A 25,344-nucleotide genomic window follows, 5' to 3' on the forward strand; every position below is an offset into this window, starting at 1 on the left:
ATGACAACCCGACGCGGATTCCTGCAAAGCGCCATCGCTCTCGCGCTGTTTGGCGGCACCGGCCTGTCCGGTCTCGCGCTCGCGCGTGCGGGCAGCTACGCGATGCCGGCTGACGCGCGCGTCAAGGCCGACCTCACTCGCCACGTCGATGTGTTCATCGGCACCGGCGGTCACGGCCACACGTTTCCTGGCGCCACGTTGCCGTTCGGCATGGTGCAGCTCAGTCCGGATACCTACAACGCGGTCTGGGATGCGTGCAGCGGTTATCACGAGTCGGACGGCTCGATCATGGGCTTCTCGCACACCCACCTATCCGGCACCGGCATCGGCGACATGCTCGACTTCCTGGTGGTGCCGCGGACGGGCGAGGTCAGACTGAAACCGGGTCCGTTGAATGCGCCGGACACCGGCTATCGCTCGCGCTTCGACCGCGCCGATGAGGCCGCGTCACCCGGCTATTACCGGGTGCGGCTGAAAGACACCGGCATCCACGCCGAACTGACCGCCACCGCGCGCGCCGGCCTGCACCGTTATCACTTCCCGAAGGGCAAGCCCGGCCATTTATTGCTCGACCTGTGCCACGGCTTCCAGGACAACGCATCCACCCCGACGCGAATCACCGACGCGCAGCTGCATATCGTCGACGAACGCACTATCACGGGCGGCCGCCGTGTCCACCAATGGGCAAAAGGTCGCTATATCTTCTTTGCCATGCGGCTGTCGCACCCGTTCGCGCAGGCACAGTTGTACAGCGATGAAAAGCCGCTGGCTGAGGATGCACGCCAGGTAGACGGCACCCAGTTGAAGGCGGCACTGCATTTTCCGGATGCGGGCGCCGCACCGTTACTGGTCAAGGTCGGTATCTCCGCGGTGAGTGCCGAGAACGCGCTGGCGAACCTCGATGCCGAGTTGGCGGACTTCGACTTCGCGCGCGTGCACGCCGAGGCAGTCGCGGCCTGGGAGAAGGAATTGGCGCGGGTTCGCATAGAAACCGACGACGATGCACAAAGGCGCATCTTCTACACTGGTCTCTATCACTCGCTGCTGGCACCCACATTATTCAGCGACGTGGACAGTCGCTATCGCGGCATGGACCTGCAGGTGCACACCGCGCCTGCGGGTTACCACAACTACAGCACCTACTCGCTATGGGACACCTATCGTGCGCTGCATCCGTTGCTGACCCTGGTGCAGCCCGAGCGCGTTCCTGACCTGATGCAGGGCCTGGTGCGTGGCGCGGCGGAATGTCCCGACGGCGTCGGCATCTGGCCGCTGCAGGGGGTGGAGACCGGCACCATGATCGGCTACCACTCCGTGGTGGCGCTGGCCGAAGCACACGCCAAAGGGTTCGATGGCATCGACTATGCCGCGGCTTGGCCGTTGTTCCGCAAGCGCGCAATGGATGACGACTTCCATGGCCTGCCGTACTACCGCAAGCTCGGCTACGTCCCTAGCGACAAAGTCAGCGAAGCGGCCAGCCGCACCTTGGAATACGCGTATGACGACTGGGCCAGCGCGCACCTGGCCCGTGCGGCCGGCGCCGAAGACGACTATCGCGCACTCGTGGCCCGCTCACGCAACTATCGCCATCTGTTCAACGAGGACAGCGGCTTCATCCAACCGAAACTGGAGGATGGCAGCTGGGCCAAGCCGTTCGACCCGCGCGCACTCGGCCACATGAAGCGTTGGCACGACTTCACCGAATCCAACGCATGGCAGGCAACCTTTCTCAATCAGCACGATCTGTACGGCTACATGGAATTGTTTGGTGGCCGCGACGGCTTCGTGAGCAAGCTCGATGAACTATTCACTACAAGCTCCGAGCTACCCGCGGGTGCGCCGCCGGACATCGACGGCATGGTTGGCCAGTACGCGCATGGCAACGAGCCCAGCCATCACGTCGCCTATCTCTATGCTTACGCCGGCCAGCCATGGAAAACGCAAGCGATGGTGCGCCGGTTGCTGCGCGAGCAATACCGCGACGCGCGCGACGGTTTGTCCGGCAACGAGGATTGCGGGCAGATGAGTGCCTGGTACGTGCTCAGCGCGCTGGGCTTCTACCCGGTCGACCCGGTCAGCGCCAACTACGTGATCGGCAGTCCGCTGTTTCGCCGCGCCGAGCTGGATGTAGGCGGCGGCCGCACCCTGCGCATCGTCACCCGTCGCAACAGCGCGCAAAACATCTACGTGCAAAGCGTGCGCTGGAACGGCAAGCCGTATACACGCAGTTGGCTGCGTCATGCGGATCTGGTGGCAGGCGGCACGTTGGAATTCGTGATGGCGCCGGAGCCTAATCGGGAGTTTGGTAGTGCGCCGGATGATTTGCCGCCGTCGTTTGTTTGAAGGTCGGGAGGTGGGCTGCGACGAATCGCTGGCCGCTTTTCTTCCCTCTTTTTTAAAAGGGGGATTGAGGGGGATTTGCTCTTGCTGTTGCTTCTTAGGAGCAAAAGCAAATCCCCCTCAGTCCCCCTTCTTCGAAGGGGGAGGCGGAAGCAAAGAACTTGCCGCTTTCCTCTTCTACGCCGAAAAAAAAGACTGAAGAGATTTTCCATGCTACGCAACATCCTCACATCACTCGTCCTTGCACTCGCGCTGGCAGCACCCGCCAAAGGCATCGCTGCCGAACCCTGGCCGGTGTTCTCAACCCACGCTGCCGACTTCACCCGCGACGGCAAGCCCTACCAGATCGTCTCCGGTGCGATTCATTTCCAACGCATTCCACGCGAGTATTGGAAAGACCGCCTGCAGAAGGCGCGTGCGCTGGGTCTGAACACGGTCGAGACCTATGTCTTCTGGAACCTGGTGGAGCCGCGACGCGGCGAGTTCGATTTCCAGGGCAATAACGATGTCGCCGCCTTCATCCGCGAAGCTGCCGCGCAAGGCCTGAACGTCATTTTGCGTCCCGGCCCGTACGTCTGCGCCGAATGGGAAGCGGGTGGCTATCCGGCCTGGCTGTTCACCGAGCCGGGCATGCGCGTGCGCAGCCGCGATCCGCGCTTCCTCGCCGCCAGCGGTACGTACTTGAAAGCCGTCGCCGAGCAGGTACGTCCACTGCTCAACGGCAATGGCGGTCCGATCATCGCGATGCAGGTCGAGAACGAATACGGCTCCTTCGATAACGACCGTGCCTACATGCAGGCGAACCGCGAGTTGTTTGTGAAAGCTGGCTTCGACAAGGCACTTCTATTCACTTCCGATGGCGCCGACATGCTGGCCAACGGCACCCTGCCCGGCACGCTGGCCGTGGTGAACTTCGCCCCCGGCGAAGCCAAGAGCGCATTTGAGAAGCTGGAGAAATTTCAGCCAGGCAAGCCGCGCATGGTCGGCGAATACTGGGCAGGCTGGTTCGATCATTGGGGCAAGCCACACGCCAACACCAACGCGAAACAGCAAGCAGAAGAACTGGAATGGATGCTGCGTCAGGGCCATTCGGTGAACCTGTACATGTTCATCGGTGGCACCAGTTTCGGCTTCATGAATGGCGCCAACTTTCAGAACAATCCCAGCGACCACTACGCACCACAGACCACCAGCTACGACTACGACGCAGTGTTGGATGAGGCCGGGCGGCCGACACTGAAGTTCACGCTGTTCCGCGACGTGATCGCACGCGCGACCGGCGTACAGCCGCCGCCGCTGCCGGCGCCGGTGCGCTTCGCTTCGATACCAAAGATCGCGCTGAGCGAATCGGCCTCGCTATGGGACAACCTGCCCGCGCCGATCATCAGCGAAACACCGCTGCCGATGGAAGCCTACGGCCAGGACTACGGCTACATTCTTTACCGCACCACGGTCACCGGCCCGCGCAAAGGCGAGCTGTACCTGGGCGACGTGCGCGACTACGCGCGCGTCTATCTTGACCGTAGGGCAAGCGGTAGCGTTGAGCGCCGATTGAAGCAGGTGTCGGTGGCGCTGGACATACCGGCGGGAGAACACACCATCGACGTACTGGTGGAGAACAGCGGGCGCATCAACTACGGCACGCGCATGGTCGATGGCCGTGCGGGCTTGGTCGATCCGGTACTGCTGGGTGGCGAACGGCTACTGGGCTGGCAGGTGTTTCCGTTGCCGATGCGTTCGCCTGACACGCTGCGCGGGTGGACAAAGAACAAAGTGGAAGGTCCGGCGTTTCACCGCGGCACCCTGCGCATCGCTGCGCCCGCTGACACCTGGCTCGACATGAGTGCGTTCGGCAAGGGCTTTGCCTGGGTCGACGGCCGCAACCTGGGCCGCCACTGGAATATCGGTCCGCAACGCACACTGTATTTCCCCGCGCCGTGGCAGCGTAAAGGCGACAACCAGATCGTGGTGTTCGACCTGGACAGCGTCGACGCCGCCCACGTTCGCGGCGTGAAAGACCCGATATGGAGTACCGCTGACTGAGGTGCGCGCCGCGCTTCCTGCCACTCTCTTATCCACTCCCTGATTCGAGCGGCTCTTGGCCGCTCCATCGTCCATGAGGTAATCCCCCGATGACTCGCCCCGCTCGCTTCCCATTCCGCCGATTGGCTGCGCTCAGCTTGTATCTCCTGTCCCTGCCGCTGGCCGCGACGCAGAACTTCTCCGATGTGCGCCCGTCGCCACAACAAGTCGCGTGGCAGGAGATGGAGTTCGGCGTGATCGTCCATTTCAATCCCAACACCTGGCTGGACCAGGAATGGGGCGACGGCACCGCGAAACCCTCGGTGTTCAATCCCGATCAGGTCGATCCTGCGCAATGGGCGCGCGCCGCCAAGGCCGCCGGCGCGAACTACCTGATCCTGGTTGCCAAGCACCACGATGGCTTCGCTTTGTGGCCTACCGGACAGAGCGAGTATTCGGTCAAGAAGAGCCCCTGGCTGGGAGGCAAGGGCGACCTCGTCAAGATGACCAGCGAAGCAGTTCGCAAGGAAGGCATGGGCTTCGGCATCTACCTGTCGCCATGGGACCGGCACGAACCGAAATACGCGGATTCCAAGGCGTACGACAAGTTCTATGCGGCGCAGCTGGTGGAGCTGGCACTCAACTATGGACCGATCACCGAATGGTGGCTGGATGGCGCCGGCAGCGCTGGCCATGTCTATGATTTCGATAAGTACATCGAAGAACTGCGCACCTACCAGCCCAACGCGATGGTGTTCGCTGACACAGCGTTGTTCGAGTATGGCGATATCCGCTGGGTCGGCAACGAAAGCGGCTTCATTGAGGGCGAGAACTGGAACGTGATCGATCGCCATGGCTATCTGCGTTGGCGGCCCATCGAAGTGGATACGCCACTACACCATCTGCAATGGTTTTGGCATCCCAACAGCGATCAGACCCTCAAGAGCCTGGATGAGCTGGTGGAGATCTGGGAGAAAAGCGTGGGCCTGGGCGGACAGCTGGTGCTCGGCATCGCACCGGATAAGCGTGGCCTGCTACCGGAAGCCGATGTGCAACGGCTGCGCGAGCTCGGCGAAGCGATCCAGGCGTTGTACGGGCCGGCGAAGAATCTGGTGCCTGGCAATCTGAAAAGCGCGAGCAGCATCACCGCCGCGGTCGATGGCGATCGCGACACGTTCTGGAGCGCGTCAGACGGGTCGCACCACGCAACGCTGGAGTTGAACTTCAAGCAACCGGTGACCTTCGACAGCGCCTTGGGCATGGAATGGATCAATGCCGGCCAACGCGTGCAGAAATACGCAGTGGAAGCCTGGCAGGACGGACGCTGGGTACGGCTGGCGCAGGCCCAGGCCATCGGGCGGATGAAGATCGATCATTTCGCCCCCGTCACCACCTCGCGCGTCCGCCTGAACATCCTGTCCAGCTCCGATCCGGTACACATCCGCGAGTTCCAGCTGTTCAATACCGGCAAGGGCGCGCCCAAAGCGCAGTGAGAGGGAAGAGGGAAGAGGGAAGAGAAGGAAAGAAGGAAAGAAGGAAAGAAGGAAAGAGGGAAAGACGACTTTGCTTTACCCCTTTTTAAAGGGGGACTGAGGGGGATTTGCTTTTGCCCTTCTCCCAGCCAGAGCAAGAAAACCAGACCAACCATGGCAACGATTTGTCAGCACTTCAAACCCACATGCATCCTCAACGCGCCAGCAATCTACCCGCCCTTCTTCCACTCATCTGCTTGATGTTCACGGCATGCGCCACCCCGCGCGTGCCTTCGCCTTCCCCCCTCATGCTGGAAGAATTCATCGCGACGCATCCATCGACGCCACAAAGCCACGCCTCCACTCTGGTCGAAGCCCATGACGGGACCCTGCTCGCAGCGTGGTTCGGCGGCGAGCATGAAGGCGCGGCGGATGTGGGCATCTGGCTCGCCCGTCGCGACGCCGGAGGCTGGCAACCGCCGCAGCGCGTCGCCGATGGCGCGCAGCACAGCGGTCCACCGCGCCCGGCGTGGAATCCCGTGCTGTTCCAACCCGCGCAAGGCCCGTTGCAGCTGTACTTCAAGGTCGGACCGAACCCGCGGCAATGGTGGGGAATGCTTACCGTGTCCCATGACGACGGCATGCACTGGTCCGCACCGACGCATCTGCCGGATGGCATTCTCGGACCGATAAAGAACAAACCGCTGCAACTACCCAACGGTCGCATCCTTGCGCCCAGCAGCAGCGAAGACGAAGCCGACGGCTGGCGCGTACACATCGAAACCAGCGACGACAGCGGCGCGCACTGGCTACGCGGCGCGGCCCTCAATAACCCTGCGCATATCGGCGCCATCCAGCCCAGCCTGCTGCGCCACCGCGACGGTCGCCTGCAAGCGCTCGGGCGCAGCAAACAGAACCGGGTATTCAGTGTCTTCTCCCACAACGACGGTATCAGTTGGGAACCGATGACGTTGCTGGATATAGAAAACCCCAATGCCGGCACCGATGCGGTGATGCTGCACGACGGCCGCGCATTGCTGGTCTACAACCCCACGGCGGCCGGCAAGGACTGGTGGGAGGGCCGCGGTGTGCTGGCGGTGGCATTGTCGAGTGACGGTGTGCATTGGCAGCGTGCACTGACATTGGAGAACAGTCCCGCGGACGAATTCTCCTATCCGGCGGTTATCCAGACCCGCGACGGGTTGGTGCACATCAGCTACACATGGAAACGGCAGCGGATCAAACATGTGGTGCTGGATCCGGCGCTGCTTCCCTTCCCTGAAGGTAAGACTGTCCCGCCAGAACACACCACTCCGGACCCAATTGGTATGCTCCCGCCCGATCACGAACGGCGCCAGACCACCCGCTTGTTTGGCGGTTATGCTTTGGCAGCCGGGGCTCAGCCACGCACGGCCAGTCGCGCCAGTGACGTACGCCACAGAAGCACACCGGCGCCCCACAATAACGACCCCGCACGACTTGCAGGCATGTCCCGTTTGCCGCAGGATGCGAGAGGTTGGATCGATCTAAAACGGACTTGGTGACGCTTTGGACAAACCGCGCAGAATCACCCTGAACGACATCGCACACGCCTGTGGGGTTTCCCGCGCAACGGTGTCGCTGGTGCTGCGCCGCAGTCCGCTGGTGCATGCCGACACACGCCGCCGGGTCGAGGCGGAAATGCAGCGTCAGGGCTACGTCTATAACCGCGCCGCCGCCAACCTGCGCCAACGCGTGTCCACCACGGTGGCGCTGATCATCAATGATCTGTCCAACCCGTTCTTCGCCGAATTCGCCGCTGGTGTCGATGAAGCGCTCGGCGCCAAGGGCTACGTCACCCTGCTCGGCAGCAGCAACGAGTCGCCCGCGCGGCAACGCCAGCTGCTGGGTTCGATGGTGGAGCATCATCCCGCCGGCATCATTCTGTCGCCGGCCGAGAACAGCGACGTCGCCGATGTGGAACTGGCGATCGGGCGGCATGCACCGCTGCTGGTCTTCAACCGCGAACTGACCGGCGCTCCGGTTCCGGGTTTTGAATACGACTTTGTTGGACTCGACAATCGCGCCGGCGCGCACGCAGCGACCAAGCGGCTGTTGGAGTTGGGCCATCGCCACATCGCCTTCTATGGCGGCCACGCTGATTCCAGTTCTTGTCGCGGCCGCCGCCTGGGCTATCAGGATGCGCTGCGTGAAGCCGGCATCACCGCCGATCCCCGCTGGATGATCGAGACCACGCCTACGCGCCTGGAAGCCAGTGCACACGCCGACGCGCTGTTCGCTATCGATCCGGCGCCGACAGCGGCCGTTTGCTACAACGACGCGGTGGCACTCGGCCTGATGTTAGGGCTGACCCGGCTGGGCCGCCACCCTGGCGTCGATTTCGCTGTCACCGGTTTCGACAACATTCCCGAAGCCGCGGTCGGCGTCCCGCCACTGACCACGTTGGATGCCGACCCGCGCGCGCGCGGTCGACAGGTGGCCGAACTTGTCCTGCAGCGTGCCGCCACGCCGTCCATGCCGCGACGTTCGGTCATCGTGCCCGTGCTGCTGACCGAACGAGAGAGCACTCCGCGTGCGCTCCATATTTGACTACTCCACCGGTAACAAGAAGTGATTGCTGATAGATGAGCGCCGCCAACAACACCATTCTTTGCTTCGGCGAAGCGTTGATCGATTTTCTCGCCAGTGAGCCGTCGGAAGGCGAAGCGCGCAGTTTCCGTCAGTTCGCCGGTGGTGCGCCGGCCAACGCCGCGGTCGCGGTGGCGAAACTGGGTGGCCGGTGCGAATTCGTCGGCATGCTCGGCGAGGACATGTTCGGCGACTTCCTGCTGCAGAGTCTGCGCGAAGCCGGCGCCGGTGTTCGCTACGTACGCCGCACCTCGGCGGCGAAAACCGCGCTGGCCTTCGTCTCGCTGGATGCGCACGGCGAACGCAGCTTCAGTTTCTATCGCCCGCCCGCCGCCGACCTGCTGTTCCGCGATGAAGATTTCGATGCCGATTGCTTCCGCTCAGCCGGCGTGTTTCATGCCTGCAGCAACAGCCTGACCGACGCCGACATCGCCGCCACGACACTATCGGGCATGGCCCGTGCACGTACCGCGGGGGCACTGGTCAGCATCGATCTCAACCTACGCCCCGCGTTGTGGCCAGATGCGACGCCCGCGCTGCCGGTGCTGTGGGGTGCGCTCGAAGCCGCCGACCTGATCAAGCTGGCGCGCGAGGAACTCGAGTACCTGAAGGAAGGCCGATTCTCCGACGACGACATCGTCGCCCGGCTGCTTCGCAGCGCACGGCTGGTGCTGATCACCGACGGCGCCGCGCCAATGCGCTGGTTCGCGCGTGAACGCAGCGGCGAACTACCGACCATCAAGGTCAAGGCCGTCGACACCACGGCCGCCGGCGATGCCTTCATCGGCGGCCTGCTGTTGCGGCTTCAACGCGAAGGGATTGATGCGCGTACATTCGATGCGTTCCTCGCGCAGCCGGAAGAACTCGAACGCTGCCTGCGCTTTGCTTCGGCCTGCGGCGCGCTGGCGGTCACCCGGCATGGCGCGTTTGCCGCGCTACCCACGCATGCGGAAGCGGTCGCGCTGCTGCGTGCCTCTGTGGTGAATGCATAACGATGAAGCGAACCCTGCCGCTGCCTGCATCCTACGGTGCACGAACGCGGCAGTTCGCACTCCGTGTCGGCGTCGAACCTGTACGGCGGGATCTGTCGCCAACGCTCAGCGGCGATCAGGAGAAATGCGTTGCTTATGCCTTCGCCGCGGCCTCGCGCAGCGCTTCGACGATGCGACGTACCTCGGCGGCATCGCTACGGGTTTCACCACCCGCCATCCCCAATGCGTCCGCCGGCATGAACCGCATCCGCGGTGGCAGCGCGCGCTTGGCCGAAGCATGGAACTCACGCGCACCCGTCGCGGCCATGAGCGCGGCAATGTTGCCGGCACCGATGCCTGCCCCCGGCATGATCTCGATGCGTCCAGCGGCATGTTCAATCAGCCGTCGCAGGTTGGCACTGCCTTCCATTGCGCTGGCCGCGCCGCCGGAACTGAGAACGCGCGCGCAGCCGAGGCCGATGATCGCCTCCAGCGCAGCCGCAGGATCACGGCAGACATCGATGGCGCGATGGAACGTCACGTCGATGCCGTTCGCAGCGGAGACCAGCTCCCGGCAACGCGTTACGTCCACGTCGCCATCCGCGGTCAGCGCACCGACCACCACGCCGTCGCAACCGGCTGCGGCACAGTGCGCAATGTCGGCGAGCATCGTTGCGTGCTCTTCTTCTGCGTATGCGAAATCACCGGCGCGCGGCCGTATCAGCACATACACCGGGATAGATAGTTTGTCGCGCACCAATGCGACCTGTCCTGGCGAAGGTGTCAGGCCACCGAGTTCCAGCGCCGAACATAGTTCGATGCGCGAAGCACCACCCTCCTGCGCGGCCAGTGCAGAAGCAAGCGAATTGGCGGCGATTTCAAGGACGTACGGGGTGCTCATCAGGCACGCTCCTGTTCGAAGGGTGTTCCGTTCACTACGTGTCGGCTCCTGTTCTGACCAGACAATGATGCCACTGCAACAAGTGCAACAGGTGTTCACTGGCGAAGAACGGTGATTATGCAGAAAAAGGAAAAACCAAGGCCCTTTCCGGGATCGATTCTCGCGTCATCCAATACCGGCATGGACACGGCCGGCTCGAATCTAACTGCAGGCGCCCGGGATTCGGCTGAGCCATGCAGCAACGCAAAGCAACCACCAATCGGGAACAACGAATGAAACCGCTACGACTCTTATTGGCCGCACTGCTGTGCGCGGCGCCCTTCTCCGCCGCCCATGCCGACAGCCCCGGTGATTACGTGCCGGAAACCGATCCGCTGGTGGTGCGGAAGCTGGAGCAATGGCAGGACTGGAAGTTCGGTTTCATGATGCACTGGGGCCCATACAGCCAATGGGGCGTGGTGGAGTCGTGGTCTATCTGCTCCGAGGATGTGGAGTGGTGCAAGCGCCCCGAGGGCGAGGCCTACGTCGACTACGTCAAACGCTACGAGCAGTTGCCGACCACGTTCAATCCGATCAAATTTGACCCTGAAAAGTGGGCGCAGGTTGCGAAGGATGCCGGCACGAAGTACGTGGTATTCACCACCAAGCACCACGACGGCTTCAACATGTACGACACGCGGCAGAGCGACTACCGCATCACCGCGCCGAACGTGCCATTCCATACCAGCCCGCGTGCCGACATCACCAAGGAAGTTTTCAATGCGTTCCGCTCCGAAGGTTTCGGAATAGGCGCTTATTTTTCCAAACCCGATTGGCACAACGACAACTACTGGTCGCCGCGCTGGGCCACGCCCAACCGCCACAACAACTACGACACCCGCAAGCATCCGGATATGTGGAAGCGCTTCGTGGATTTCACCCACGCCCAGCTCGGCGAACTGACTTCCCAATACGGTCCCGTCGACATCCTGTGGCTGGACGGTGGCTGGGTGCGCCCAACCGACACCATGGGGGACGTGGCAGGAGGTAATGCCGGCGTTCCGTGGCAGCAAGACATCGACATGCCGGCCATAGCGGCGATGGCACGCAAGAACCAGCCCGGCTTGATCGTCGTCGATCGTGCAGTCGGTGGACGTTTCGAAAACTACCGCACGCCGGAACAAAAAATCCCCGACGAACCCTTGCTCTACCCGTGGGAAACCTGCATGACCCTCGGCGATTCCTGGTCTTACACGCCGAACGACAACTACAAATCCGCGCGCAGTGTGGTGCAAATGCTGGTCGACGTGGTCGCGAAGGGTGGCAACTACCTGCTTAACGTCGGTCCCGACGCCAACGGTGAACTTCCACCGGTCGCCGTGGAACGCCTGAAGGAAATTGGCGCATGGATGAAGGTCAATGGCGAAGCAATCTACGCCAGCCGATCCGTCGCACCGTACCGCAATGGCAAGTTCCGTTACACGCGACTCAAGGATGGCACCGTGTATGCGATCTACCTGCCCGACGCGAAAGAAACGAAGTTGCCGGCAACGCTGCGTATTCCCGGCCCTGCACCGACTGCGGGCACGGAAGTGAAGCTGCTCGGCAATGACGCGAAGCTGACCTGGCGTCGCGAGGGCGACACCACGGTGGTGGAGATTCCCGCAGCGCTACGGAAAGACACGGCCAACGCTTATGCCTGGGCTATTCGTTTGCCGGGTGCGGTGACGCCTAACTGACTGGCGGTCAAGATGCACCAAAAAAGCCCGGCCTAACGCCGGGCTTTTTTTCATCCACGGTAGCCATCATGATCCTGTGGGAGCGCCGTCCCGGCGCGAGCTTTTGATCTTTGCCGCGATCTGGCGGAAGAGCTCGCGGCGGGACGCCGCTCCGCGCCCCGATAGCCATTCGGCACGCGCGACCACAAACGCGCCGCAGCGCGTCCGGATGGCGAACAAGCTTCTGCCGCATTCTGACGGGAAGAGCTCGCGGCGGGACGCCGCTCCGCGCCCCGATAGCCATTCGGCATGCGCGACCACAAACGCGCCGCAGCGCGTCCGGATGGCGAACAAGCTTCTGCCTTATTCTGACGGGAAGAGCTCGCGGCGGGACGCCGCTCCTACAAAAGCAAAAGCGCACGGCGCTCTCATCAACATCCCAGCGGCATCAAAAACTCCACCGTGGTGACTTCCACCCACTGTCCTTTGCGTAGCGCTTCCACCCGCATGCGCACCTTGCTGATGCCCACATAGGTCGGATGATCGCCTGCCTTACTTACCGGCGCCAACAGACCCAGCCAATGCGACACCGAATCTTCCATTCCTTCGCGCACCAATGCCGCACGCGTCGCGGCTGTTATATCCGTTGCACGCACCGACGGAAAACAACCGGACTCCTGCTCGTTGGGCGCAGGCAAGACAAACATAAACTGGCCGGCGGTATCCGCCAGCTTCCATTCCGAGACACAGTGCTTCCAATCCACGAGGTCGATATGCGGACCGTCATCACCTACGGCGAGACTGGTCTCGAACTGCACGCGCACGCGGTATTCGCCGCCAGCATCGCGTGGTGTCAGCCGCAAGAAGGCGCCATAGATCTCGTCGCCCACTTCCAGCGACACCTGTTGCGTGCGCGGCACCGGCGCCGCCTGGCGCCAACCGGAGAACACATGCTCGGCACCCGGCAGCGAAGGCGAAATCTCGAGGGCGGCCAGCTCCGATGCCCGTGCCGTGGCCACGATGCATAGCATCACCGTACCGAGCATCAGCCAACGGACGATCTGCGACATGACATGCCCCTTCCCGATTTTCCCCAGACGGATAGTAGCGCAGCTGGGTGGAGGCTGATGAGCTTCGGACAGCCGCTTATCTGGCACGACGACACCTAACTGGAGCAGCGAAGATGTGCCATTACCTGAACATTAGCCAGCTTGCGCCAGTTCCCCACCTCCGAAGGGGAAAGCTGGATTCGAAATGACCCAGTGACCAGCCATTCGGCTGTTAAAAGTCGCTCCGCTGCAACCGGCTACGCTCTCCAGCGGTGAGCCATATTTGTGGGAGCGACGTGAGTCGCGACGTTGATGTTTCCGGTCGCGACTCACGTCGCTCCCACAAGGTAGCTACATACGAGCTGGTTGGAAGCGCGAACGACCCAGGTCGATCAAGAGCGTTCCAGTTCAAATTGACTACTTCCTGTCGCCGAGCATGTAGGACACGGAACGGCTTTCGAGCTACTCAATATCATGGGCGGTCGGCCCAGCTATGGTATTCCGGTCTTGCGCCGAAACCTTCACTGCCGCCCTGAAGCAGAAAGAGCCCGGCTCACGCCGGGCTCTTCCTTTCCACACCTATTCCAGCAACTACATCAATCAAACCGGTAAACAACCTCCGCGGCTACCTCACGACCCACCGGATTAGCCACGCAGAAGGCAAAGCCACCGCACCACTTGTCCTGATAGTGATCGTCGAGGATGTTGTTGACGTAGAAGTTCAAGCGCAGGGCATCCGTGGCCTGATAGCCGAGGCTCGCGTTCCAGTAGATCCTGTCCTGATTGTAGTAGTCCACCAATTCGCTCTGCTGGCCGTAGCTGATGCTGCGCTCGCCAGCGTCGTTCTCGCGCAGATCCGTGCAGTCAGTGGCCACATCCGGGCGGAACCCGTTGGGCAGTGCGGTACACCCGTCGAACCGATCGCTACGCGTGCCTGCGGTCCAGTCCACGTACAGCACCGCGGTCCAGGGATCCAAAGTCCAGGTCGCACTGGCGCGGCCTCGATAACGGATCTGGCGCTCGCGGTCACGGACGTTCTCGAACAGGTCGTCTTCGAACTGAGCGTACTTGTAGGTCAGCTGCCGGGTGTAGTTAAGCGCGAAATCGAAGCTTCCCCAGTTCTCAGTCTGCAGGCTATAGCGCGAAGCCACGTCGACGCCGCTCACGCTTTGCTTGGCGCGATTAATCGGGCCGATCTCGACGCGGGTGACCACGCCGTTGGCGTCGCGCGTCACGCGGCTGAGCTGCAGGTCGCACAGCGCCTGGCTGGGCGGTGTCCGGGCGGGTTTATCGGCGGGCTGCTGCCCGGTGATGCAGTAGGCCTCGTCCAGCAACACCTGGTCGGCGCCGACGTCGTCGATTGCATCGTCGATGTTGATCCGCCAATAGTCTGCGCTGACCGAGAAGTTCTCGAACGCGTCCCACACGAAGCCGTAGGTGAACGAATCACCGGTTTCATACAACAGGTCTTCGGAGCCCTGTCGCGCGATCACCGGATTGTCGATGTGGTACGGATCGCCCACACCGCCTGGGCAATTACTGGTCTGCCGATTGGGGTCCGTCAGACAGGTCCGGTAGTCAACCTGGTCGGCAACGCTTTCGCTCGGATCGGCGTAGACGTAATGCATGTCCGGCGCGCGGAAGCTGGTGGCGTAGCTGCTGCGCAGCAGCAAGCTGGAGAACGGACGCCACTCCAGACCCACGTTGTAGGTGGTGGCGGCATCGTCGGCCACCGCGTCATAGCGGTCGTAGCGGCCCGCGGTCGACAGGGTCAGGCTCTTGAGCAACGGGATCTTGAATTCCACGCCCGCCGCGTAGCGTTTGCGCTCGCCGCCGCCGGTCTCGACGTTGCCGAAGGGCGTTTCGTATACGGGATTAAGGCCCATGGTGTTGGGATCGGGCGTCAGCTTGTAACCCTGCTCCGCGGCTTCCAGCACGCCGGCAAAGCCGATCGGCCCGGCCCAGCCCTCGAACAGATCACCGCTGAGTACAGCGCTGGCCTGGGTAAGCCAAGTGCGTGATTTCTTGTCGCCGACGGCGCGAACGCCTTCATAGTCGCTGCGGGAGACCGGATTCCAAAGCCGGTTGTAGTCAGGAGCATGGATTTCCAGCCCGCTAGCCGCATCCGTACCCAGTGATGGGCCCAGGAAGAATTCCGTGGCGCGGGTGTTGTGGATGATCGGGAAGAGCTCTTGGATCTCATACTCGGCGCGCCCGGCCATCACTTCCCAGTCGAAGCGATCGCTGAAGACGGTGCCACGCAGGCCGGCACTGAAATCCCAGTTCGTCTCTTTGGATTTGGTCAACGCGCGGTCTTCGCCGCCGATCTCACTGGGCACGAAGGCACGCGCCAGGTTGCGCTCCTGACCGCTGTCGCGGTCGATGTAGTTCTGGCTGCCCCACGACGGCATGAAGGTGTTGCTCTTGCCGGTCGAGTCCCAATAGCCGTAGGTCGCCCAGGCTTCGACGTTGCCGAACTGCTTGGTGCCGTACAGGTACAGCGAGAGGTCCTTGCTGGCATTGCGCAGCGTCCAGTGCTGGAACACGGACCGGTCAGCGCACTGCCAGCCGGTATCGGTCCGCGCACCATTGAAATCGTTGTACAGCACGCGATTGTGCTCGTAGAAATCGCCGCCGAACTGGTCGCAGGCGCCGGTCGGCGGCCTGAGCCGCACACCGTTGGTTGCGTCGAAGAGACGGATGCCGACTTGCGGGGTGTTGGTCGCGCCGCCTTCCTGCACGCCGCCATAGCTCCAGGTGCGGCGCGGTGCATCGTTCTCCTCATCCATGAACGGCCGTTCGTGCGACCACAGCGGCTCGCGGTCGAAGTATTGCAGCGTGTACACCACGCTCCAGTCCTCGCCAGACCGGCCGCCGGACCAGGAGACGTCGCGTACGTCGCGTCCGCCCTCGGTGGTGGTGCCGTAGCGCGCACGCAGGGTGTCGCCGTCGATGTCCCGCTTCAGGATGACGTTGACCACGCCGGCCACCGCGTCGGAGCCGTAGATCGCCGATGCGCCGCTGGAGAGCACCTCGATGCGATCGACGATGCCGGTGGGAATATTGTTGTAGTTGGCGAAGTTGCTCTTGCCCTGGTACGGCATCGGGTAGTCGGCCACGCGGTGGCCGTTGATCAGCAGCAGGCTGCGGCCGGGACCGAGGTTGCGCAGGTTGAGCGGACTGGCGTTGACCGAACTTTGGCCCCAGTCGTAGTCGTTCTGCACATTGCCGGTGACCTCGGTCAGTGAGCCGAGCGCTTCATAGACCGTGGTGAAGCCTTCCTTCCTCATCTGATCACCGGTGATGACCGTCACCGGCGCCGGGCCTTCGACCTCCGCGCGCTTGATGCGCGAACCGGTGACCAGGACCGAGTCGAGTGTCTTGGCGCTTTCGGCGGTTGCAGCGGGTGCGTCCGTCTGCTCTGCGGGCGTATCCTGCGCCAGCGCCAATAGCGGCGAAAACAGCGCCAGCGCGAGTGCGCTCGCCAAGGCGTTGCGGTGAACAATTGAGTGCTGCATGAGTGCCCCCTCCGGACGTTGAATTAGGCCTAAATGGTCAACGCGATGAGCAGTATTCCGACCCCGGAACCATCGCGTCCGCTCGACATATCGAGATGTCAGCCGTGTGACATCGATCCCTCGGTGTGGAACATACGCGACAAGATCGTTAAAAATATGTGGCACAGATCACCCTTTTAGAACGATCTAAAAATGAATTTCATCAGTGAAACCGGCCCTACGGCTGCAGCGTTTCCACTCACGCGACGTAGACATGCAATACCGGCAACCTATGCGTCCTTGCGTCCGCAGATCGCAGCCATGGGTTGGCAGCAAGATCGACAAGTCCGCGCGACCCGCCCGTAGGAGCGCCGTCCCCGGCGCGAGCTTTTTTGCCTCTATCTCCTCGGCCCAACAGCAAGAGCTCGCGGCGAGGACGCCGCTTCTAAGACAGCGGGCGGCCGCACAACTGCTTCCCGGCATCGCAAACCGCATACACAAAACCAAAGCGCAGCGCGAACGCACACACATCGCCCGCCTTGTTCATCGCCAAAAGATACGCGCGAGGTCTTGCTCGCTTCCGGACCCTTGCGCACCAAGCACGCGACCACCATCCACGGTCCGTTTATCGCGGTCAGCATCATGCGATAAACGAGAGCGAAGCGTCGGAATATTTCCAGCAGAAGTTCCGGCCGTCACGGAAAGCGGTAACATCCGTTAGTCCTTTTCGTCGAATGCAGGTCTTCGGAAAAAAAGCCGTATTTCCCTGACTCCGCCGCGACTCACCGCGTGCATATCCTGTCGCGTTCGCTCCGTACTGCCATGCTCCCAAGCGTGCAAATCCCAGATGCTCGAGTTAATCGGGTAATCACAAAGTATTCACCTTACCAACGCTAGCGTCCCGCCGCGCAAGCAGGTCTTTTCGTTTCCGGAGTTCCGCCCGGCGCCCACGCTTGTGACCTTCTTCGCCGGCAGCTCCGCAGTTCGTCCGCATACACCTGTATTCCGTTCCGCCGATATGGCGAAGCGCTTCTTTCGCCGCTCCGCTTTTACCGTTCTACGACCCATCCACTTGCAGAGCCAATCGCTATGGACCAGATCGAAGACCGCATTTTCTCTGGACGAAGAGAGTTTCTGCGCCATTCCGGCATCGGCGTACCGTTGACGCTGGCAGGAGGCGCCTTACCTGCGTTGGGCCTCATGGCGATGGCGCCTACCGCCAAAGCGGCTTGTCCTAATCCCAACCCCAGCCGTACTCTTCCCACCCGGGTGATCGGCTCCGCCGTACTCAACGTGCGCGATTATGGTGCTCGCGGCAACGGTGTACACGACGACTCCGTCGCATTGCAGAATGCAGTCAACGCACTTCCGGCGAGCGGCGGTACCGTCCAAGTACCCGCAGGTATCTACTTGATCAACGCGACCCGAGCGGCAGGGAACCATGAGGAAGAGCGCTACGGAGTAAGGCTGCGCAGCAACATGCGTCTGGATCTGATGCAAGGTGCGGAGCTGGTGGCGATACCCAATAGCGATGATCCCAATCGGGCCACGGATCGCAACTACATTCTGTATGCCTACATGGCCAGCGAGCTGGAGATTTCCGGCGGCAAGATAGTCGGCGAGCGTACCCGCCATGAGGCTATAGCGGGAAAGAAAAGCGAGTGGGGCAACGGCATCCAGTTCCGTGGCGTCCAGCGCGCCACGATCCGCGATGTGGAGGTTTCTGACTGCTGGGGGGATTGCATTACTCTCGGCCGAACAAGCCTTGTGGATGGCAGCATGCCTTCAACCGACATCGTCATATCCAACGTCGTGTGTAGCGGTGCTCGCCGTCAGGGCCTTACGATCGGCACTACGCGCCGTGTAAGCGTCTATGACTCTGAATTCAACAATATCTTTGGCACCGGCATCTCCGGTTCCGGAAATGGAATCGTCGTCGAACCAGATGGCACCGGCGCCGCCGATGTAATTCATATCGAGAATTGCATAGCCCGCAATAACTTCGGCGCAGGAATTCACGTGGTAACGCTGGTTCAAGACGGAGCGACAGCCACGATAACCGGGGTGACCATCCGGCAATGCCGAGCGGAATACAACACGCACGGAATCCGTGTTCAAGGGGACCGCGTGTCCAATGGGTTTATCGCACTGAATCAGATTCGCAGCAATGGTCTAAGGGGTCTGGCATTGATAGCTGGTGTAAGCAACTACCAGGTCAGCGGAAACTACTTCTCAAACAACCACACCACGGCGCCAGCGACCAACACTCCTGCAGAGATTACCGGATGGGAGTCGCGGCTCTGGAAGCACATCCAGTACACCGATGACATCGACATTCAAGCCGCCGTTGGCAGGAATTTTTACTGGACCGTTTCGTGATGTGTTCAGTCCGTCCGTCGGCCACGTGGGGCCGACCTACTTACCGTAAACCGACTTCGCATCCAACAACGCATCCCGCTGTCCGGCATCGCAAACCGCATAGACAAAGCCCGAGTGCAGCGCGAACGCACCCACCTCGCCCGCCTTGTTCATCGCCAAGAAGCACACCTGCAAGGTCTTGCTCGCTTCCGGACGCTTGCGCACCACGCGCTCGATCGCCTCGCGGCACGCATCCATTGGCGACCGGCCCTGGCGCATCAACTCGACCACCAGGAAGCTGGCCGCATTGCGGATCATTTCCTCGCCCACGCCGGAAGCCGTAGCCGCGCCAACCTCGTTGTCGACGTAAAGCCCGGCGCCGATGATCGGGCTGTCGCCTACACGGCCATGCAGCTTCCACGCCATGCCGCTGGTAGTGCATGCACCCGCCAGACGACCGTTGCCGTCAAGCGCCAGGATGCCCAATGTGTCGTGATTGTCGCTATTGCCCGGCGTCTTCGCGCGCTCGGCATTGATCTGCGGCTGATACTTCGCCGTCTTCAGCCAATCGCGCCAGGCTTGCTTCGCCTCCGGCGTCAGCAATGCTTTCTTCTCGAAGCCCTGCTCCACCGCGAACTGCTGCGCGCCATTGCCGACCAGCATCACGTGCGGCGTCTTCTCCATCACCGCGCGCGCGACCGAGATCGGGTGCCCGATATCCTCGAGCGCCGCTACCGAACCGCAGCGCCCGTCGCCATCCATGATGCTGGCATCCAGCGTCAGCACCCCATCGCGGTCGGGATAGCCACAACGACCCACGGTGCTGTTGCATAACGTTGCCTCAGCCCAGCGCGCGCCGGCTTCCACCGCATCCAGCGCACTGCCACCGCCCGTCAGCACCGGCCACGCCGCCTGATTGGCGCCAACCCCGAAGTCCCACGTCGACACCACCCGCATGCGCGGCGGCGTGGCCACGGCACCGGCAGCAGCGGCACCATGGGGCAGCGCCAGCGCACCACCGGCAAGCAGGGTTGAATGCAGAAAGCGACGGCGCGTAGGCATGCGGATCTCCGTGGGGTTGCAACTAGGGGGACGCCCGCAATTGCGAACGATGAGCTTTGCTCGGCTCATCCTAACCATACCGCTTTTACTCGTCACCCCAGGAACGGAACAAGCGCAAGGCACAAACTCATACGCCAACTCTTTGGCCGACCCGAGGACGAGCGTCTGTTTCATGACCATCCTCGATGGCACCACGGTCCTAGATCTTCTAGTAGGAACGGTTACGCGATCTTTCATGCGAGGCTGGGTAGCAGCGCCATGCCCGGCGCGAACGTTCTATATCGCTTTATCTGGCGGCGGAGGGAAGAGCTCGCGGCGGGACGCCGCTCCTACGTGGATTCCTATCGGCGCTCCTACATGGTTCTGTTACATGAACGCTCCCGTCGGCTGATTGCATCAGGCTCATCGCTCTGACATGCTGAAAACCGCACACCAGGAGCACGATATGGTCAGAAGACCGCCGCCTCGCATACCCAGGCGAACAGGAAATGCCAACGGCCAACGCCGGCTGCAGGAACTCGCTGAACGCTTCAGAAGCGCGATGGCCGCTGGCGATCACACCGCCGGTGCGGGCTTCGCCGAACAGGCACTGAAATTGGTGCCAAACGATTTCACAGTGCTATCCGACTACGCGCTGTGCCTGATGCGCACGCGCCGTTACGAAGAAGCGTATGCCGTTTATCGGAAAATATTCGACGCTGCTCCTGAGCGGCAGCGGCAGGCTTCGGAAACCTGGCTGGACGGGCTGGCTGAAGTCTGCGGCTGGCTGGGACGGATGGGCGAGCTGCGCGAATACGGATTGCAGGCGCTTGAGAAAGACGACCGGCGTTTCGCGAACGGCAAGGCGTTCGAGTTACCGGGCACACCACCGCCATTTGACCCGACACGCCCGTCCGAAAACGTCGTCGTCTACACCTTGTTCGGTTCCAGTCCACGTTACTGCGAAAGCATGGTGCTCAATGCCCGCGTCTGCGGCGAACTCTTCCCTGGCTGGACGTGTCGGGTGTATCTGGATGACAGCGTGCCTGCACATGTGTCGTCACGGCTTGAGGCCGCAGGCGCGCAGCTGGTGAGGATGGATGGGAGCGACGACTCACTGCCGGCGCTGACTTGGCGCTTTCTGGTGGTCGACGATGCCAGCGTCAAACGCTTCTTGATCCGCGATGCGGATTCGCTGTTGTCGGAACGCGAACAGGCCGCGGTCGATGAGTGGCTGCGGAGTGGACTCTGGTTCCACCATATGCGTGACTACTTCACTCATACGGCGCTGGTGCTGGCCGGCACCTGGGGTGGATGCCACGGCGCACTCGGTAACATGCGGCAGATGATCGCGGAATATTCTTCCCGTTACCAAGACAAGGCGCGCTTTGTCGATCAAAGCTTTCTGCGCGAATGCGTTTGGCCGACGATGCGAAAGAGCCTGCTGAGTCACGACGAATTATTCGGCTTTCATGATGCACGACCATTCCCGCCGCATTCGCCAATCCGGTGGAGTGGCGCCGCTTTTCATGTCGGAAGCAACGCCAGTTACCAGCAGGTTGGTGCGACTAGCACGCTGACCGACGGGAAATTGCAGCGGGTTTTGTTTGAGGATAAGCAAGGGCCGCGAGAATACGAAGCGGCGGTGCGCAATGGTCAATGGCGACTTGACCTGCCGTTCTTTCTTGTCGAGGCATATTCGGCGGGGCGCCTGAAGATTACGGCGCTGGAAGGGTGAGAGACCGATAGTCAGAGAGAAACCATGACATCGCGAAAGGCTCTTGTAGCAGCGCCGTCTCGGCGCGAGCTTTTGATTTTGGCTTTATCGCGATCCGACAGGAAGAACTCGCGGCGGGACGCCGCTCCTAAAAGCGCAAAAGTCATGCAAGAGCGAAGACCCAAGCTCGTGTAGGAGTGTCGTCTCGGCACGAGTTCTTGATTTTGCCTTTATCGCGATCCGACAGGAAGAACTCGCGGCGGGACGCCGCTCCTACAAGCGCAACGGCTCATGCAAGCGCAATGGTCGCTCCCACAAAAGTAACGCCTGCCCCTGCATGAGCGGCGCCCTGCAAATCACCAGGCCAGCGTGACACCCACCTTGGCGGCTGCGCCATCGAATTTCGTGGCGGGAGTTTCATACCAGACTTTGCCGATGGAGGCATCCAGCGTCCATTTCTGCGTCAGCGGCTGGACTCGACGAAGCGATGCGTTCCGGAGCTTTCCGTCCTGCAGTTCGTCCATCCACTCATATTCATGAACGGACGTGCCCTTGCCCAACCACAGCTGGGTCGAGCCACCACCGCCATGGTCCTTGAGCCGTAACGACGCAACATTGCCATGACTGTTGCCGCCCGAGGATCGGCGGTAGCCGGTATAGCGATATGAGGTCGACAGTCTGTTGAAATAGTAAGTCGCGCCTACCGACAAGCCGACCACGGAAACGTCCCAGTGGTATTTCGAGTACTTGCCGCCCGCAGTCAGCACCGTGTTCGGAATAACCTTGAGGTTGAAGTCGTGAACCACTTCGCGATTCACGAACACCGGATCATCCGTGGAAAACGTGGCGGCAGTACGCGTGGACAGCTTTGGGTGCCAGTCGTGGTAAGCCACCGCCTGGAACCGCGAACCCGAGAACGCAACGTTCTCGCCGTAGTCCCGCTTACCCGTGGCCGCGCTGAGGACAACGGTGGTGGCATCGAATGAACCCACGACTTCGACATTCGCCACATTGCGCTGGCCATGGCCGTCGGAATAATCGACGTGTTCGATCGATACCGTCGCTTTTTCCATGCCAGCCTGTGCCGCGGTCGAACTGCACGCGAAAGCGAGGATAGCGATGGCGCAACAAGAAGGAGTTCTCACATTAGTGTCCTGTAGTTTGATCATGTTAGAGCGACGGTCTGCTGCATCAATCGGTACCTGCCCGTCGGCAGGTTCTTGGCGACCGTGATGCGGGGTTCAAACAGCGTGTCCGGGGCGATGGCCCGGCCCGGCAGCACAATCACCTGGATCCCAAGCGATGCGCGCGCACCGATCAACGCGCCCAGCTTTTCGAGACCGGTGTCGACAAGCTCGCCATTCACCATGACATGGATGGTCTGGCGGTCGAGGCGGTGATTGCTGGTGCGCACCTGCGCGCCCAGATAGGCGCAGGCTTCGATCTTGCTGTCGGCGATGAAGCACTGCGGACCGATCGATACGTTTTCTTCAATGATGGCGTTCTTGACCTCCGTGGCGAACCCGATTCGGCTACCCGCTCCAAGCCGTAGCGGGCCACGGATCATCGCCAGGTTGCCGACGAGGCAGTTGTCGCCGATCCAAGCCGGGCCCTGTATGTAGGCGCCGTGGCAGATCTTGGCTCCCGCCCCCACATGGACATCACCGGCCAGCGTGGCAGTGGGCGCCACCTCCGCCGTTGGATGCACGGAGCATGGATTGTTCTCGAAATGCCGGGTCAGTTCGCCGGCTTGCTGGTCAAGCGCTTTCCACCACATCGCGGTACCTCGTTGGTTTGTCACGCATTGGTTCTTTACCCGTCGCCAAACCCTTGATTCCGTGGACCAGCCAGACGGCATAGGCAAGCAGTACATAGAACACCGCCAGCGGCGCCAGCGGGATCAGCGCCCACTTGCGGTGATGCGCAGCGCTGAACACACCGACCAGCGTGACCACCACCACCCAAAGGAGCGGAAACAGGACGAATGCCAAACCCTGAGGGCCATCTTCGATCAGCGTGTTCGTCCAACTCACGGCGTAGGTCCAAAGCCCGAGAAGGACCACCATCACCATCGGCAAGATGCTGCCGATCCCATAGCGGGTAAACAGAAGGCGCTTATGCAAACGCATGCAGACGGCATAGCCAACGATCCATCGGCGCCAGCGCTTCCATTCGTCGCGCAACGTATTGCACTCCTGCGGATACACGATGCAGCGATTGGCCTGGCGGATCTTGTAACCGCGCGCGACTAGGGTCCAAGTCAGGTCGAGATCTTCCACCTTGGTGCGATCGGAGAATGCGTTCTTTCGCAGGACTTCCGCCCTGAACATGCCGCAGGCCCCTGAGATCAGGAATGGTGCGCCGCCCAACAGCTGCTGGAATGTGCGCTTGATGACGATCATCGGCAGCTTGACCGTGGCGCGTATGCACGGCAGGAGACCGGCGCCACGCAGGTTCGAAGATGGAATGCCGCCGACCGCATCGGCACCGGCCTCTATCTCCGCCAGCATGTAACCCAACCCATCTTTGTCATGTGGCACGTAAGTGTCGGCATCACTCAGGAAAACCTGGTCGGCCGAGACGTACCGCAACCCATGCATGATCGCCCCGCCCTTGCCGGTGTTGTCCTGATTGACAGCGATCAAGCGTCCATCCCACTCATCGACCATGCGTGCGAGCACGCCGGCGGTGTCGTCGGTCGAGCCGTCGTTCACGCAGATCACGCGATGGATGTAGGGATTTTGCAGCAGATTCGTCAACGAGGACTCCAGGCAGGGTTCCTCGTTGAATGCCGGAATGATCGCATCGACGGAGCGGTGTTTTCTGCTTGGCTTTCGTCGCCAACTTGCGATGAGGTAAGTCAGTACGATCGCGCACATCGAGAAGAAAAAGATCGTTTTCATGGTGGCTACAGGACCAACCGATAGGGAATGAATCCTTCGCACGGGCCAGCGCTGATCTGCTGCCCACGAAAGTCCGCCAAGCAGCGAATCTGACTCTCCTGCATGTAAGTGCGTGCCCGCTGGCTGGTGTGGAGCTTGAGCGCGGCGATCTTCCGGCCCAGTAACAGCTCGACGTCCTCGAATACGGTGGGGACGAAGTTTGGCCAGGAACTAGGCGTTTCATAGCAAAGGACCTGCGGCACGCTGCGGCAGGCCACGATCGAGGCCTCGAACGCAGCGCGGTGATCCTGGTGCCGGTCTTCGCGAAACATGGTGTAAACGCGGCCCGGCTGGACCCGGGCGCATTCGCGCTCGATGACATCGACGATGTCGCCGAGCGCTTCGGCCAGCCGCGTATCAGCGAAGTCGCACTGCACGATGTCCCGTATGCCCAGCGCCTGGAGCGAGCCGCGCGTTTCGGCGCAACGGTCTTCGCCAGTGACGTTTCCCCTGCCGCCGTGGGACAGAATCAGGGCACTTACCTTGACGCCTGCCTGCACAAGCTTGGCCAAGCTACCGCCGCAACCCAGTTCGATATCGTCCGGGTGAGCGCCGATAGCCAACACTCGTTCAATTTTTTTCATACTCAACCAGTAGAAGGTGATTACTCGGTGCCCTGTATCCATTGGGAAAGTTCACCGTGTCGGCGCTGCAGGATTCGAGAGTCGCAGCCGCCGGAATATCCGCATCCTGATCAGAAGATCCCCTT

At 61.6% G+C, this 25,344-nt stretch carries 17 protein-coding genes; 9 read left to right on the forward strand and 8 right to left on the reverse strand.

Annotation, left to right across the window (positions count from 1 at the left end; genetic code table 11):
• The 6 genes from AADW18_RS16890 to AADW18_RS16915 all read left to right on the forward strand — a co-directional run bounded on the left by AADW18_RS16890 (nt 1) and on the right by AADW18_RS16915 (nt 9,454).
• Complete coding sequence (locus AADW18_RS16890; RefSeq protein ID WP_337344569.1) at nt 1-2,343, forward strand: GH92 family glycosyl hydrolase; 2,343 nt, start codon at nt 1-3, stop codon at nt 2,341-2,343.
• 207 nt (nt 2,344-2,550) lie between these two features.
• Nucleotides 2,551-4,383: a beta-galactosidase family protein gene (locus tag AADW18_RS16895; protein ID WP_337344570.1), complete on the forward strand. Its 1,833-nt coding sequence runs from the start codon at nt 2,551-2,553 to the stop codon at nt 4,381-4,383.
• An 89-nt stretch (nt 4,384-4,472) separates the two neighbouring features.
• Nucleotides 4,473-5,855 (forward strand): alpha-L-fucosidase, encoded by a 1,383-nt coding sequence (locus AADW18_RS16900; protein ID WP_337344571.1) that lies wholly within the window; start codon nt 4,473-4,475, stop codon nt 5,853-5,855.
• Nucleotides 5,856-6,094: 239 nt separating this feature from the next.
• Nucleotides 6,095-7,378 carry a sialidase family protein gene (locus AADW18_RS16905; RefSeq protein WP_337344572.1) on the forward strand — a complete coding sequence of 428 codons (1,284 nt, stop codon included), beginning with the start codon at nt 6,095-6,097 and terminating at the stop codon, nt 7,376-7,378.
• Between the two features lie 4 nt (nt 7,379-7,382).
• Complete coding sequence (locus AADW18_RS16910; protein WP_337344573.1) at nt 7,383-8,423, forward strand: LacI family DNA-binding transcriptional regulator; 1,041 nt, start codon at nt 7,383-7,385, stop codon at nt 8,421-8,423.
• Nucleotides 8,424-8,458: 35 nt separating this feature from the next.
• Nucleotides 8,459-9,454, forward strand: a complete 996-nt coding sequence (locus AADW18_RS16915; protein ID WP_337344574.1) for a carbohydrate kinase — start codon at nt 8,459-8,461, stop codon at nt 9,452-9,454.
• A 133-nt stretch (nt 9,455-9,587) separates the two neighbouring features.
• On the opposite strand, the gene AADW18_RS16920 is transcribed toward AADW18_RS16915, so the two are convergent.
• On the reverse strand, nt 9,588-10,334 hold the full coding sequence (locus tag AADW18_RS16920; protein ID WP_337344575.1) for a copper homeostasis protein CutC: 747 nt from the start codon (nt 10,332-10,334) through the stop codon (nt 9,588-9,590).
• Nucleotides 10,335-10,606: 272 nt separating this feature from the next.
• Between AADW18_RS16920 and AADW18_RS16925 the strand changes: the two genes are divergently transcribed.
• The gene (locus tag AADW18_RS16925; protein ID WP_337344576.1) at nt 10,607-12,052 is read left to right on the forward strand and encodes an alpha-L-fucosidase; all 1,446 of its coding nucleotides are present in this window, start codon (nt 10,607-10,609) and stop codon (nt 12,050-12,052) included.
• Nucleotides 12,053-12,462: 410 nt separating this feature from the next.
• Here the strand turns inward: AADW18_RS16925 and AADW18_RS16930 are convergent, their stop codons facing one another.
• Together AADW18_RS16930 and AADW18_RS16935 are read right to left on the reverse strand one after the other, a co-directional pair.
• Nucleotides 12,463-13,101 carry a hypothetical protein gene (locus AADW18_RS16930; protein WP_337344577.1) on the reverse strand — a complete coding sequence of 213 codons (639 nt, stop codon included), beginning with the start codon at nt 13,099-13,101 and terminating at the stop codon, nt 12,463-12,465.
• Nucleotides 13,102-13,676: 575 nt separating this feature from the next.
• Nucleotides 13,677-16,598, reverse strand: coding sequence for a TonB-dependent receptor (locus AADW18_RS16935; RefSeq protein WP_337344578.1), 2,922 nt, complete (start codon nt 16,596-16,598; stop codon nt 13,677-13,679).
• Nucleotides 16,599-17,666: 1,068 nt separating this feature from the next.
• Here AADW18_RS16935 and AADW18_RS16940 point away from each other — a divergent pair.
• Nucleotides 17,667-18,956: a right-handed parallel beta-helix repeat-containing protein gene (locus AADW18_RS16940; RefSeq protein WP_337344579.1), complete on the forward strand. Its 1,290-nt coding sequence runs from the start codon at nt 17,667-17,669 to the stop codon at nt 18,954-18,956.
• A gap of 36 nt (nt 18,957-18,992) precedes the next feature.
• On the opposite strand, the gene AADW18_RS16945 is transcribed toward AADW18_RS16940, so the two are convergent.
• Entirely contained in the window at nt 18,993-19,997 is a 1,005-nt protein-coding gene (locus AADW18_RS16945; protein ID WP_337344580.1) for a N(4)-(beta-N-acetylglucosaminyl)-L-asparaginase, read from the reverse strand.
• 445 nt (nt 19,998-20,442) lie between these two features.
• Between AADW18_RS16945 and AADW18_RS16950 the strand changes: the two genes are divergently transcribed.
• A complete protein-coding gene (locus AADW18_RS16950) occupies nt 20,443-21,714 on the forward strand; it encodes a tetratricopeptide repeat protein (protein ID WP_337344581.1) in 1,272 nt (423 codons plus the stop codon).
• A 335-nt stretch (nt 21,715-22,049) separates the two neighbouring features.
• Here AADW18_RS16950 and AADW18_RS16955 read toward each other — a convergent pair whose 3' ends face one another.
• The 4 genes from AADW18_RS16955 to AADW18_RS16970 all read right to left on the reverse strand — a co-directional run bounded on the left by AADW18_RS16955 (nt 22,050) and on the right by AADW18_RS16970 (nt 25,219).
• On the reverse strand, nt 22,050-22,766 hold the full coding sequence (locus AADW18_RS16955) for a YaiO family outer membrane beta-barrel protein (RefSeq protein WP_337344582.1): 717 nt from the start codon (nt 22,764-22,766) through the stop codon (nt 22,050-22,052).
• A 92-nt stretch (nt 22,767-22,858) separates the two neighbouring features.
• Nucleotides 22,859-23,494: an acetyltransferase gene (locus tag AADW18_RS16960; protein WP_337344583.1), complete on the reverse strand. Its 636-nt coding sequence runs from the start codon at nt 23,492-23,494 to the stop codon at nt 22,859-22,861.
• Nucleotides 23,451-24,596, reverse strand: coding sequence for a glycosyltransferase family 2 protein (locus tag AADW18_RS16965; protein ID WP_337344584.1), 1,146 nt, complete (start codon nt 24,594-24,596; stop codon nt 23,451-23,453). The genes AADW18_RS16960 and AADW18_RS16965 overlap by 44 nt, the downstream gene beginning before the upstream one ends.
• A 5-nt stretch (nt 24,597-24,601) precedes the next feature.
• On the reverse strand, nt 24,602-25,219 hold the full coding sequence (locus AADW18_RS16970; protein ID WP_337344585.1) for a PIG-L deacetylase family protein: 618 nt from the start codon (nt 25,217-25,219) through the stop codon (nt 24,602-24,604).
• Between the last annotated feature and the right edge of the window lie 125 nt (nt 25,220-25,344).

The organism is Pseudoxanthomonas sp. CCNWLY206-1, assembly GCF_039710385.1.
Classification (GTDB): domain Bacteria; phylum Pseudomonadota; class Gammaproteobacteria; order Xanthomonadales; family Xanthomonadaceae; genus Pseudoxanthomonas_A.